The 13,073-nt window shown below is 70.8% G+C and carries 12 protein-coding genes; 3 read left to right on the top strand and 9 right to left on the bottom strand.

Annotated elements, in window-relative coordinates; genetic code table 11:
• Nucleotides 1–1,368, top strand: coding sequence for an MFS transporter (locus tag ACWEOW_RS05095; RefSeq protein WP_452268079.1), 1,368 nt, complete (start codon nt 1–3; stop codon nt 1,366–1,368).
• A gap of 157 nt (nt 1,369–1,525) precedes the next feature.
• Here ACWEOW_RS05095 and galE read toward each other — a convergent pair whose 3' ends face one another.
• Nucleotides 1,526–2,542, bottom strand: coding sequence for a UDP-glucose 4-epimerase GalE (gene galE / locus ACWEOW_RS05090; RefSeq protein WP_452268078.1), 1,017 nt, complete (start codon nt 2,540–2,542; stop codon nt 1,526–1,528).
• Nucleotides 2,543–2,723: 181 nt separating this feature from the next.
• Here galE and ACWEOW_RS05085 point away from each other — a divergent pair, with 181 nt between their 5' ends.
• Nucleotides 2,724–3,032, top strand: coding sequence for a PadR family transcriptional regulator (locus ACWEOW_RS05085; RefSeq protein WP_452268077.1), 309 nt, complete (start codon nt 2,724–2,726; stop codon nt 3,030–3,032).
• Complete coding sequence (locus tag ACWEOW_RS05080; RefSeq protein ID WP_452268076.1) at nt 3,029–3,400, top strand: hypothetical protein; 372 nt, start codon at nt 3,029–3,031, stop codon at nt 3,398–3,400. Before ACWEOW_RS05085 ends, ACWEOW_RS05080 begins: the two co-directional genes overlap by 4 nt.
• A 122-nt stretch (nt 3,401–3,522) precedes the next feature.
• Here the strand turns inward: ACWEOW_RS05080 and ACWEOW_RS05075 are convergent, their stop codons facing one another.
• The 8 genes from ACWEOW_RS05075 to paaK form a co-directional block, all read right to left on the bottom strand.
• On the bottom strand, nt 3,523–4,416 hold the full coding sequence (locus ACWEOW_RS05075; protein ID WP_452268075.1) for a M56 family metallopeptidase: 894 nt from the start codon (nt 4,414–4,416) through the stop codon (nt 3,523–3,525).
• Between the two features lie 9 nt (nt 4,417–4,425).
• Complete coding sequence (locus tag ACWEOW_RS05070) at nt 4,426–4,866, bottom strand: BlaI/MecI/CopY family transcriptional regulator (protein ID WP_452268074.1); 441 nt, start codon at nt 4,864–4,866, stop codon at nt 4,426–4,428.
• Between the two features lie 12 nt (nt 4,867–4,878).
• Nucleotides 4,879–6,792, bottom strand: coding sequence for a thiol reductant ABC exporter subunit CydC (cydC, locus tag ACWEOW_RS05065; protein ID WP_452268073.1), 1,914 nt, complete (start codon nt 6,790–6,792; stop codon nt 4,879–4,881).
• Nucleotides 6,789–8,465, bottom strand: a complete 1,677-nt coding sequence (cydD, locus tag ACWEOW_RS05060; RefSeq protein ID WP_452268072.1) for a thiol reductant ABC exporter subunit CydD — start codon at nt 8,463–8,465, stop codon at nt 6,789–6,791. Before cydD ends, cydC begins: the two co-directional genes overlap by 4 nt.
• Before the next feature lie 12 nt (nt 8,466–8,477).
• Nucleotides 8,478–9,527: a cytochrome d ubiquinol oxidase subunit II gene (gene cydB / locus ACWEOW_RS05055; RefSeq protein ID WP_452268071.1), complete on the bottom strand. Its 1,050-nt coding sequence runs from the start codon at nt 9,525–9,527 to the stop codon at nt 8,478–8,480.
• Nucleotides 9,528–9,543: 16 nt separating this feature from the next.
• Complete coding sequence (locus ACWEOW_RS05050; RefSeq protein ID WP_452268070.1) at nt 9,544–11,097, bottom strand: cytochrome ubiquinol oxidase subunit I; 1,554 nt, start codon at nt 11,095–11,097, stop codon at nt 9,544–9,546.
• A gap of 272 nt (nt 11,098–11,369) precedes the next feature.
• On the bottom strand, nt 11,370–11,567 hold the full coding sequence (locus tag ACWEOW_RS05045) for a hypothetical protein (RefSeq protein ID WP_452268069.1): 198 nt from the start codon (nt 11,565–11,567) through the stop codon (nt 11,370–11,372).
• A gap of 79 nt (nt 11,568–11,646) precedes the next feature.
• Entirely contained in the window at nt 11,647–12,972 is a 1,326-nt protein-coding gene (gene paaK / locus ACWEOW_RS05040; protein WP_452268068.1) for a phenylacetate--CoA ligase PaaK, read from the bottom strand.
• Between the last annotated feature and the right edge of the window lie 101 nt (nt 12,973–13,073).

Below are 13,073 nucleotides of genomic sequence, written 5' to 3'. Positions count from 1 at the left end.
GTGAGTGAACGACCCCCCGAGACCGATGCACCGCCCGAGCACGAGTCGGGCACCGCATCGGCCGCGGGGCACCGGTCACACTTCGTCGACCTCACGCCGCTGCGAGTCAGCCCGCCCTTCGCGAGGCTCTGGTTCGGCAACACCCTGGCCGGAATCGGCACTTTCGTCACGAACACCGCCGTCGGACTGCACATCTACGACCTGACGCACTCCACCTTCATGGTGTCGCTCGTCGCGTGGTTCAGCCTGCTGCCGATGATCGTGGCCGGTCTCTACGGCGGCGCCATCGCGGACCGGTTCGACCGGCGCACGGTGGCGATCCTGTCATCGACCGTGGCCTGGCTCTCCACCATCGCCCTCGCCACGATTGCGTGGGCCCACGTCGAGGTGGTCTGGCCGTTCTACATCATCACCACCGTCAACGCCGTCGCCGCGACCATCGCCTCGGCGACGAGACAGGCGATCACGCCGCGGCTGCTGCCGAACGAGCTGCTGCCGAAGGCGGCGGCCCTGATGGGCATCTCGGGCGGGGTCATGGTCACCGTCGGGCCTGGTGTGGCGGGCGTGCTCGTGGCCCGGGCCGGGTTCGCGTGGACCTACACCGTCGACGTCCTGCTGTTCCTCGCCGGCTTCTTCGGGCTCTGGACCCTCCCGCGCATCAAGCCGGAGGGCGAGCATCACGTCGCGAGCGGCTTCCGCTCCGTCCTCGACGGCCTCGCCCACCTGCGGCGTGCGCCCAACGTCCGGATGAGCTTCATCGTCGACATCATCGCCATGACGTTCGGGCAGCCGATGGTCCTGTTGCCCGCCGTCGGCGCGGTCATCATCGGCGGCGGCTCGGTCACCGCCGGCCTGCTCCTCGCGGCCTTCGCCGTCGGCGGCATCCTGTCCAGCCTCGTCTCCGGTCGGCTCACGGGGCTGCGCTGGCAGGGCCTGGCGATCCGCAACGCGATCGTCTCCTACGGCCTGGCCATCGTCGGCTTCGGCCTCGTGCTCGCCGTCATCCAGCTCACCGGCAGCGCCGTCGCCTCGATGGACTTCGGCGACGTCAACACCGTCGCCCTGGCGCTTGCCGCACTGTTCCTGGCCATCGCCGGCGGGTCCGACAACATCAGCGCGATCTTCCGGACGTCCATCCTTCAGGCCGCGGTCCCCGACCACCTTCGCGGGCGCACCCAGGGCGTGTTCACCGTCGTCGTGACGGGCGGTCCGAGGCTCGGGCAGATGTTCGCCGGGACGCTTGCGACGCTGACGGCCACGTGGGTGCCCCCGGTCGTCGGCGGCATACTCGTCGTCGTACTCGTCACGCTGTCCGTCGCACGGGTGCATTCGTTCCGCGACTACGACGCCCTCAACCCCCAGCCATAATTTTGCGCTGAACTGTCTGCGCCTCGCTTCGCTGCGGCGCGAGGAGCCAGCCAGCAGAGCCGCGGCTCTGCCTTGGTCGCGTGTGCGTTGATCGGGGCCATCACCCCAACGCACGCACACAGCGGCCCGGGCGCGTCGCTTCGCTGAGGCGCAATAGTTATGCGTCCGGGTAGCCGTTCGGGTTCGCGCTCTGCCAGCGCCACGAGTCGGCGCACATGTCGTCGATGGTCCGCTCGGCGGTCCAGCCGAGCTCGGCGTTCGCGCGGCTCGGATCCGCGAACGACACCGCGACGTCGCCTGGCCGGCGCGCCACGACGCGGTAGGGCAGCTCCCGCCCGACGGCCCGCTCGAAGGCGTGCAGCATCTCCAGCACCGAGGTCCCGTGCCCGGTCCCGAGGTTCCAGGTGCCGACGGGCTCGTCCATCGTGCCGAGCCGGGTCAGGGCGGCGAGGTGGCCGGCGGCGAGGTCCTCGACATGGATGTAGTCGCGCTCGCCGGTGCCGTCCTTGGTCGGGTAGTCGTCGCCGTAGACCGACAGGTACTCGCGGCGGCCGATCGCGACCTGCGCGATGTAGGGCACGAGGTTGTTGGGGATGCCCTGCGGGTCTTCACCGAGAGTGCCCGACACGTGGGCACCGATCGGGTTGAAGTAGCGCAGCAGGGCGATCCGCATCCACGGGTCGGCGAGGGCGACATCGCGCAGCACCTGCTCCTGCATCACCTTCGTCCAGCCGTACGGGTTCGTGGCGAAGGTCCGGCGGTCCTCCGTCGCGGCCTCTTGGTCGGTTCCGTAGACCGTCGCGGAGGAGCTGAAGACCAGCTTGTCCACGCCGTGGCGGCGCATCGCGCGCACGAGCGAGAAGGTCGACCCGAGGTTGTTCTCGTAGTACTCGAGCGGCTTGTCCACGCTCTCGCCGACAGCCTTGAGGCCGGCGAAGTGGATGACGGCGTCGATCTGCTCGTGCGCGAACAGGTGCTCCGTCTTGTCGACGTCGCAGAGGTCGAAGCTGTGCACCGGCAGGTGGGTGTCGGTCAGGGCCTCGAGACGGTTGACGACCGTGGGCTTGCTGTTCGCGAAGTTGTCGACGATGAGGACGTCATGCCCTGCGGCGACGAGCTGGACCACGGTGTGCGAGCCGATGTAGCCGGCGCCGCCGCTGACGAGTACGCGCATGCCCGCAACCCTATCGACGCCCGCCGGGGCCTACAGAATCCAGCCGCGGCCGGGTGTCGGGGGCCACAGCTCGCGATCCGCCTACACCGTCCCGCCCGGGCTGGTCGGCGTAGGCCAGGTTGGTCGCGATCCCTTGAGCAGACCCTCCGACCCTAGGTAGAGTACGACTATGCCCCCGCGGATGACTCTCGCAACCCAGCTGGTCCTGGGCGTCCTGACGAGCGATCTCGCGGCGGACTGGTACGGCTCACAGATCGGGCAGGCCGCCGGGCTCCCGAGCGGCACTGTCCACCCGATCCTTGCGCGCCTCGAACGAGTCGGCTGGCTCGAGTCGAGGTGGGAGGACATCGACCCAAGCCGAGAGGGGCGGCCGGCGCGCAGGTACTACCGGCTGACGGACTCTGGGGCGGCCCAGGCCCGTCGAGCCATGGAAACCGCGCGCCGGCCGAGGGCCGGCTTTGCTCCTGTGCCCAAAGGGGGCTTGAGATGAGGAAGAAGCAGACACGAGGTTCCGTGAGGTTTGCCGTGCGAGCGATGGAGCGGGCGACGCACGGGCTGCCGTCCGAGCAGCGCGACCGATACCACGACGAGCTCGTCGCCGAGATGCACGGCCTCGGGCGGCTGGCCGCGTGGCGGTATGCCGTCGGCGTGGCCCTGTCGGGTCACTCGATGCATGCGGCCCTGACCGACGGCGGTCCACAGCCTGCGCCGGTGGCGAAGCCCCCGATCGCGTGCCGCACGAACACCCACCACGTCTGGAAGTGGTACAGCGCCGACGACGGAGGCCGGTACATGGCCTGCGCCCGGTGTCGCAAGGAGTACATCAGCACCGGTACGGCCGGGGTGATCGGAGGGTGATCGGAGGGTGATCGGGAGGGTGATCCGACACGGAGACCCGCGGCGGCTCGATCGCAGGAACGGGCTCCGCCCACCCAAGGGCGGGGGCCGGAATCGGGGTGGTGAGCGGCCCGGCGCCCGGGTCAGGAGAGCGCGAAGTCGGCGATGCCGAGGGCGAACAGCGCGAGGGGTGCTGCGACGACGAAGATCGAGACGGCATACATCGCGGTGGCCGTGACGGCAGGCGGGAGCCCGGCGATCCGCCCGGCATCGAGCAGCTCGATCCGGGCCTTGGCGTCGGCGGTGCTCTCGCGCATCGCCATCGTGCCGGTGGGCTTCGGGGCGTCGGCCATCGCGACGATGGCACGACCGGTGCTCAGCGCGCCCGCCCGGCGCACGGCCGCGCGGTCGGCGAGGACCTCGATGAGCAGGTGCACCTCGCGCAGCGCGGCCTCGGAGCGCACGAACCGCGGGACCGCCTCGTGGACCACCGTGAAGAACTCCATGACGAGGTCGTGCCGCGCACCGAGGTGGGCTCGCTCGTGCGCGAGCACGGCATCCAGCTCGTCCGGGCGGAGACGGGCGATGGTGCCCTGCGTGAGCACGACCCGACGGTGGACCCCAGGCACGCAGTATGCCGTCGGCGTCGTGTGCTCGAGCACCCGCGTGTGCCGGTCGCCCGGGTGGTCGTCCCCCAGCAGGTCGACCAGCTCGCGGTGACGGCGTCGCGCGGCACGCAGGTTGCGACCGACCCGGTCACCCGACAGCAGCAGCCGGCCGGCGACGAGGGCGGTCAGGAAGGCGGCGACGACGAGGGTGGGCCACTGGTCCGCGATCGAGGTGTTCGGGCCGACGATCGCGGGGATCGCGGCCGGTGCGGCCAGCAGCGCGGCGAGGACGGCCGCGACCGCGGTGGCCTGCCACAGGACGAGCGCCGCGCGTGGCTCGCGGCGCAGCACGGTCGCAGCGGCCAGCGCGCGAGGCGCCGGCCATGCGAGCAGCGCGGCAAGCACGACGAGCGCGGCGACGACGAGCATGCGTGAGGCTCAGGTGCTTCGGCCGACGCGGCGATGCCCGTCGGCGGCCGGCTCGGGGCGCCGGGCCTCGAGCTCGGCGAGCGCCGCCTTGAGCTCGTCGATCTCTTCCGGGGTCGACTCGTCGAGGAAGTGCAGCAGCGCGCTGCGCCGGGTGTCGCCCGCGAGCTCGCCGAGCGTGTGGTGCAGCGTCTCGGAGGTGAGCTCGGCGCGCGTCGAGGCGGGGGTGTAGCGCCAGGCGCGGCCGTCGCGCTCACGGTGGACGAGGTCCTTCTTCGCCATCCGGTCGAGGACGGTCATGAGGGTCGTGTAGGCGAGACCGCGGTCGACGCCGATGTCGTCGTGGACCTCACGGACGGTCCGGCCTTCGGGGTGGATCTCGGATGTGCTCCAGAGGTTCTCCATGACGGCGCGCTCGAGGTCGCCGAGGCGGTTGCGGGGGGTGCTGGGCATGGCTGTTCCAATCTACCGACGGGGTGGGTCGGCTTCGTGCGCGTGGTCGGCAGCGACCACGGGTGTGGACGGCATCGTGCCTGATGCCGGGTGATGCAGCTCGAGGATCTCGTCGAACAGGTCCGTGCCCTCGTCACGGTGCGTCACCATGACGATCGTTCGGGCAGGGGTGCTGAGTTCCTCGGACACGCCGGTCCGGCGCGTGAGATCCGCCACGACGGCATGCGCCGTCGGGGGGTCGAGGTGGGCGACCGGCTCGTCGAGCAGGACGACCGGCCGGCCGCTGAGGTGGGCCCGGGCGATGCCGAGGCGAGCCCGCTCGCCTCCGGAGAGACCTCGGCCGCCGGCCCCGAGGGTCGTGTCGAGACCGTCGGGCAGACCGGCCACCAGGTCGCCGAGCCCGGCGCTCTCGAGCGCAACCAGGACGTCGGCGTCGGTCGCATCGGGTCGGGCCAGGGTGAGGTTGTTGCGCAGTGTCGTGGCGAAGACGTGGGTCTCGGCGTCGACGAACGCGATCCGAGACCGGCTGGTCTCGAGGGGCTCGTCGAGCGCGTCCGTGTCGTCGACGAGGTACTCCCCGCCCGTGGGGTCGAGGTGGCGGGCGAGCACGGCCAGCAAGGTCGACTTGCCACTGCCGTTGGGTCCGGTGACGACGAGGCGCCGGCCGGGCGGTAGCTCGAGGTCGGTGGGCGCGAGGTCGGTGGGCGCGAGGTCCGCGTGCGCGGCGCCGGCGGCGACGACCGCCGAGCGGCTCGCGTCTCCGCGAGCACGCCACGACGCGGTCACCCCCCGGGTAACGATCTCGACGCTCTCCGGGACCGGGACCACCTCGCCGCTCGGGTCCTCGCCCATTCGGTCCTCGCCCAGCTGGTCCTCACCCGCGTTGCCGACTGTCCTGTCCTGGACGGCGGGAGGCAGGTCGAGCAACGCGTCGATGCGGCGCTCGCTGCCCCGAGCCCGGGCGAGCGCGCGCATCGCGTCGACGAGCGGCGTGATCGCCTCGGACACGGCGACCGGGGCCAGCACGAGCAGTGCCTTGACCGGTGCCGACACGGCCAGCCCCTGCGCGATGACGGCACAGGTTGCGACAGCGGCGCCCACAGCCACGAGGAACAGCGCAGCTGCCACCGCCCGGCCCAGGCTGATCCGCCGGGTGACCCGAGCGAGCCGGTCGTGGGCCGAGTCGAGCCAACCGAGCGCAGTGCCCCAGCCGCCGACGGCCCGCAGCTCGCTCGCCTGCGTCGCCATCAGCTCGGCGACTCGGGTGACCTCGGCGCGCGCGGCGAGCATGTCCGGAAGGGAACGGGACTCGAGATGTGCGGCCAGCCCGCAGACGAACACGACGACCACGCCGAGGGCAAGGAGCACGAGGCCGACCGGCACAGCCAGCGCTGCCGTGAGCGCGATGACCATGCCGCCTGCCAGGGCGGTCGAGATGACCGGCACCGTGACTCGGACCTGCGCGTCGACGACGTCCGTCAGGTCGTCCACGACGCCGGTCAGCACATCGGAGCGGCGCCGCCGCCCCAGCCTGGCGGGCGTCAGCGGGATCAGTGCGCCGTATGCCGCCGTGCGTCGACGGGCGAGCAGCGCCAGGGCGGCGTCGTGGCTGACGAGGCGCTCCCAGTAGCGGAACACGGGCCGGGCCATGCCGAACGCGCGGACGGCGACGATGGCCGTCAGCAGGGTGAGGATGACGGGCTGCTCGGATGCCCGGACGATGAGCCAGCCGGAGGTCGCCGTCAGGGCCATGCCCGCCGCGGTGGCGATGCCGCCGAGAAGCCCGCCTCGGACGGTTCCCGACGACGGCCACCAGACCCGAGTTCGCAGCCTCGATCGGCGCAACACACCGAGCAGTCGCAGACCCCGCTGGTTATTTCCGTCGATGTTCGCGGCTGCTCGGTGTGTTGCGAAGGGGGTGGTCATGTCGGGACCACCTCGAACGGCCGGACGTGGTGGTCGGCGTGTGCGAGCAGCTCGGGTCGGTGGGTCACCGCGATGACGACGCGGCGCTCGGCCAGCTCGGCGATGACGAGCGCCATCCGCTCCGCGCCCTCCGGATCGAGGTGGGCGGTGGGCTCGTCGAGCAGCTGGACGGTCTCGGGTGCCAGCCAGGCGCGAGCGAGAGCCAGACGCTGCCGCTGGCCGGCCGAGAGGCCGAACCCGTCGTCCCCGAGGCTCGCCGACAGCCCGCCAGGCAGAGCCGCCACGACGCCGTCGACCTCGACGGCCCGGAGCGCCTCCCAGAGCTGGTCGTCGGTGGCCGCGTGCCCGATGGTCAGGGCGTCGCGCACCGACCCGGCCGCGAGGAAGGGCCGCTGCGTCACATAGTGGGCGGGCGGGCTCTCGACAACGCCCGAGGTAGGCCGGCGCAGGCCGGCGACCAGGTCGAGCAGCGTTGTCTTCCCGGCACCGGACGGCCCGGTGACGACGGTCAGGCCGGGCCCCGCCACGAGGTCGAGGTCGCGGACGACGGGGGGCAGCCCGGCCGCATACGCGTACGTGACACCCGTGAGGCGCACCTCACCGAGCCGCGGCGCCGGCGCTGAAGTCGCAGAGAGCCGCGACGCCGGCGTTACCTGGACGGAGCGCAGCGGAGGAAGGGAACGCCTGGGGGGCGCCGCGGCACGCGCCGGAGCGAAGTGAGGCGCCAAGTGAGGCGCCACGGGATCGAGCTGGGCGAGGATCTCGTCGAGCGCCACGGCGCCGTCCGCCGCCGCGTGGAACTCGGCACCGACGCGGCGCACCGGCCAGAACGCCTCGGGCGCCAGCAGGATCGCCACGAGCCCCGCGCCGAGGGTCATCGACCCGTGCGACAGCCGGAGCCCGACGATGACGGCGACGATCGCCACCGAGATCGTCGCGAGCAGCTCCAGCGCGGCCGACGAGAGGAAGGCGATGCGAAGGGTGTCCATCGTCGCCCGGCGGTGGCGCTCGCTGACCGCGCTCACCGTCTCGACCTGCCGGCGCGCCCTGCCGTACGTGACCAGCGTCGGCAGGCCACGGACCACGTCGAGGAAGTGCCCCGACAGCGAGGCGAGCGCCGCCCACCGGCGCTCGGTCGACTCGGCCGTAGCCCTGCCGATGAGCGCTGCGAAGACGGGCAGCAACGGCAGGGTCAGCACGACCACGACGGCGCTCGGCCAGTCGACCACGAAGAGTGTCGCCACGGCGAGGACGGGCACGACGGACGCCGTCACGAGCGTCGGGAGGAAGCGGGCGGCATACGGTTCCACGGCCGCGGTGCCTGCAGTCGCCAGGGAGACGGCGGCACCCGGCTCGAGGCGGGAGTCGGCATCGAGCGTCCCCCAGCGACGCAGCAGGGCGGCGCGCAGCGCCGACGACACGGAGACCCCGGCCCACGCCGAGACCCACTCGTTGCCGGCCGCGAGGAGTGCCCGGACCGCGAACAGCCCGACGAGCCACCCGAGCGGCCGCGTCAGGTCACTGCCGTCGACGACCGCAACGACCACCGCCGAGAGCGCGAAGGCCGTCGCGATCGTCGTGAGACCGCTGACCACACCCATCGCCGCGAGGACAGCGACGGGCCCCCGGGCGGCGGGGACCGCCCGGAGGAGTCGCGGGTCGAACGGCTTCACGAGGGCGCTACCTCACTGCGCCGCCGGCTCGAGCGGCGCGTCCTCGGGAATGTGCTTGGTGCTCAAGCGCTTCCGGAAAACCCAGTACGTCCACCCTTGGTAGATCAGCACGATCGGCGTGAAGATCAGGGCCACGATCGTCATGACCTTGAGGGTGTAGTCGGTGCTCGACGCGTTGTCGACGGTCAGGCTGTAGGCGGGGTTCGTCGTCGACGGCATGACATTCGGGAACAGGATGAGGAAGTACGTCGCCACGGCCATCGCGATGGTCACCGCGGTGCCGAGGAACGCCCAGCCCTCACGCCCGACGCGGTTCGCCGCGAGCGCCCCGACCAGGGCCAGCGCGGCGATGACCGTGGTGACCCACGAGGCAACCTTGCCGTCGCCGACGCCGAGCGCGACGAGCAGCACGACCGCGAGGACCGCGGCGACGGACCCGACGCGGCGGGCGACGATCCGTGCGTCCAGCCGGATCTGCCCGTCGGTCTTGAGCGCGATGAAGATCGCGCCGTGGGTGATGAACAGGGCCACGAACGTGAGGCCGCCGAGCAGGCTGACCGGGTTGAGCAGCGTGAGCAGGTTGCCGGTGAACTCCATGTCGGCGTTGATCGGCAGGCCGCGGACGACGTTCGTCAGTGCCACACCCCAGAGGAATGCCGGCACGACCGAGCCCCAGAAGATCGCGGCGTCCCAGCGTGCCTTCCATGCCTTCTGAGGTCGCTTGTGGCGGTACTCGAAGCCGAGGTTGCGCACGATGAGGCCGACGAGGATGACGAGCAGCGCGAGGTAGAAACCGCTGAACATCGTTGCGTACCAGTGCGGGAAGGCCGCGAAGGTCGCCCCGCCGGCGGTGAGCACCCACACCTCGTTGCCGTCCCAGACCGGGCCGATGGTGTTGAGCATGACGCGGCGGCGCTTCTCTGCGTCGGCCGGGTCGTTCGTGTAGCGCTTGCCGCCGAGGTAGGGCAGCAGCATGCCGACCCCGAAGTCGAACCCCTCGAGGACGAAGTAGCCGGTCCAGAGGACGGCCAGGACGATGAACCAGAAGGTCGCGAGATCCATTGGTGGCCAGCCCTTCTCAGTAGGCGAAGACGAGGGGGGCGTCCTCGTCTCGGTCGGCGGGGTCCTGCGGCTTCTCGAAGGGCTCGGCGCCCTTGCGCACGTAGGTGAGGAAGAGCTTCACCTCGACGACGGCGAGCGCTCCGTAAAGCAGGGTGAACACGACCATCGAGGTGATCACCTCGCCCATGGACACGCTCGGCGAGACTCCGTGGGTGGTCGTCATGAGCCCGAACACGATCCAGGGCTGGCGGCCGACCTCGGTGAAGATCCACCCGAACGAGTTGGCGAACACCGGCAGGAGCGGAGCGGCCACGGCGGCATACGTGATCCACCGAGAGGTAGGGGCTCGGCCCCTGCGGGTCGTCCACAGCACGAGCAGGGCGATCAGCGCACAGAGGATGCCGAGCCCGATCATGAGGCGGAACGACCAGTAGGTGGTCGGGATGTTCGGCACGTAGTTGTTGTTGGGGGCAGCCACGAGCGGGTTGCCGCTCGCGCCGTATGTCTGCTGGTACTGCTTCTGAAGGTCGTTGATGCCCTGCACCGCGCCGTCGAAGGAGCCGGTGGCCAGGAAGGACAGCAGGCCGGGGATCTCGATGAGGGCGTTGGCATGAGTGCCGTCGAGCGAGCCGATCGTCAGCACCGAGAACGGCGCTCCCACGCCCTCGGGCACCGACTCGTAGAGCGCCTCGGCGGCGGCCATCTTCATCGGCTGCACCTCGGTCATGATCTTGCCCTGGGTGTCGCCGCTGATGATGACGCCGACCGAGGCGATGAGGGTGAACACGGCACCGAACCGGGCCGCCTTGCGGTACATCGACACGTCCGACTTCACGGTCGCCGCGGGGGGCGGCGCAGTCGTGGCCGCCGCCGCACCCAGGGACGCACCCGCTCGAGCTGGAGCCTTCACGGCGGCGCCGTCGAGGGCGGCCAGCTGCCGTGCCGAGCGGCGCATCAGCCAGATGGCCACGCCCATGACGACGCCGCCACCGGTCATGTAGGCGGAGAAGATGACGTGCGGGAAGGTGACGAGCTGCACCTTGTTGGTCAGGACGGCGAAGAAGTCGGTGAGCTCCGCGCGGCCGCTGGCCGGGTTGTACGTGTAGCCGACTGGGTGCTGCATGAAGGAGTTCGCGGCGAGGATGAAGTATGCCGACAGGACCGTGCCGATGTGGACGATCCACATCGTGGCGGCGTGGAGCTTCTCGGGCAGCCGTCCCCAGCCGAAGATCCACAGGCCGAGGAAGGTCGACTCGAGGAAGAAGGCGAGCAGCGCCTCGATGGCGAGGGGCGCTCCGAAGATGTCACCGACGAAGCGGGAGTAGTCACTCCAGTTCATCCCGAACTGGAACTCTTGCACGATCCCGGTGACGAGGCCGAGCGCGAAGTTGATCGTGAAGAGCTTGCCGAAGAACTTGGCGAGGCGCATCCACTCGGGCTTCTTGGTACGCACCCAGGCGGCGTGGAAGATCGCGACGACGAGGGACAGGCCGATCGTGATCGGCACGAAGAGGAAGTGGTAGACGGTCGTGATGGCGAACTGCCATCTCGCGAGGTCCGTTGCATCCATGGCGGCTCCCGGAGGGCGAGGCAGGTGCGGAAACTACATGACGTCGTAGATGCTACTCACCGTAGTAGTCCGGCCGCCATCGGGGTGCCCCACGACACAGACGAACCACCCGGCATACGGGGATCTGCCGGGTGGCTGGGCGGGCAGGACCGCAGGGTATGCCGGGTGGCTGGGTTCGCCGGGTCCGCTTGGTCGGGCTGGTCAGCCGGTCGCGCTGGTCAGCCGGTCAGGCTGGACAGCCGGTCAGGCTGGTCCGGCGAGGTCGAGGAGCGTCAGGCCGGGCGTGCCGGCTTGGCGGTCGGTCGCGGCGCCGGTGTCTCGATCCGGACCTCGGGCAGCGGCTGGCGCAGCGGGTGCAGGATCCGGGACAGCAGGGACTCGCGGCGGGCGCGGGGCTGGCGGCGCCGGGGCTCGTGCTGGCTCGGCCAGGCGCTGACGACGCGGGCGGCGTGGGGCGGGATGCGGCTCATGCCAAGGCAGAGCGCTGGACGCCCGCGCCTGATACACCACCGTCACCAACAGCCCCGGCCCCGGCCACCGCACTACCGTTCAGGTCTTCGGGCGCTCGTCGACGATCCGGCGCGCCTTGCCGATCGACCGCTCGATGGAGCCCGGCTCGCGGACCTCGACCCGGCAGCTGGTCCCGATGCGTCGCTTGATCGTCGCCTCGAGTGCCCGGGCGATCTCGCGTGCGTCGTCGTCACCGAGCCGGTCGACCGGCTCGACGAGGACCGTCAGCTCGACCATCCGGCCGGGCTGGGTCAACACGCACTGGAAGTACGGCGACAGCCGCGGCTCGGCGAGCACATGCTCCTCGATCTGCGTCGGGAAGACGTTCACACCGCGGATGATCATCATGTCGTCGGTGCGACCGGTGACCTTCTGCATCCGCCGCATGGACGGCACCGCAGTGCCAGGCAGCAGGCGCGTGAGATCCCTGGTGCGGTAACGGATCACGGGCATCGCCTGCTTGGTCAGCGATGTGAAGACCAGCTCACCGAGCTCGCCGTCCGGGAGCACCTCCTCGGTGACCGGGTCGATGACCTCCGGGTAGAAGTGGTCCTCCCAGATATGCAGCCCGTCCTTCGTCGTCGCCGCCTCCTGGGCCACGCCGGGGCCCATCACCTCGGACAGGCCGTAGATGTCTACGGCGTCCATGCCGGTCCGCCGCTCGATCTCCTGGCGCATCGACTCGGTCCACGGCTCGGCACCGAAGATCCCGACCCGCAGTGCCGTCTCGCGTGGGTCGAGGCCCTCGCGCTCCATCTCGTCGAGAAGGCTGAGGAAGTACGACGGAGTCACCATGATGACCGAGGCGCCGAAGTCGCGGATCAGCTGTACCTGACGCTCGGTCATGCCGCCGCTCACCGGGACCACGGTCGCGCCGAGCCGCTCCGCGCCGTAGTGCGCCCCCAGCCCGCCGGTGAACAGGCCGTACCCGTATGCGACATGCACGACGTCACCAGGATGCCCACCGGCCAGCCGGATCGAGCGGGCCACGAGGTCGGCCCACGTATCGATGTCCTGCGCGGTGTAGCCGACCACCGTCGGGCGCCCGGTCGTGCCGGAGCTCGCGTGGACGCGCACGACCTGCTCGCGCGGGACCGCGAACATCCCGAAGGGGTAGTTCGCCCGCAGGTCAGCCTTGGTGGTGAACGGCATACGGGCCAGGTCGCCGAGCGACCTCACGTCGTCGGGGTGGACCCCGGCGGCGTCGAACGCCTCCCGGTAGTGCGGGACGCGGTTGTATGCCGTCCGCACCGTGCGCTGGAGGCGCTCCAGCTGGGTGGCGCGCAGCTCGTCCACGGACAGCGTCGGGATCTCGTGGTCGGGCAGCGTGGGGCGGGCGCCCGCCGAGGTTGACTCCGTCGTCATGCCCCCATTCTTCCCACCCGCGGGCGCGATGTCGGAACTGTCAAGATTTGCCAGTTGATGTGTCTAAAGCCTGGCGGGCCGGAGATGACGGTGGCACGATC

The organism is Monashia sp. NPDC004114, assembly GCF_053603855.1.
Note: the sequence above shows the minus strand (reverse complement) of the source record. Positions and strands in the feature narration are given on the sequence as shown.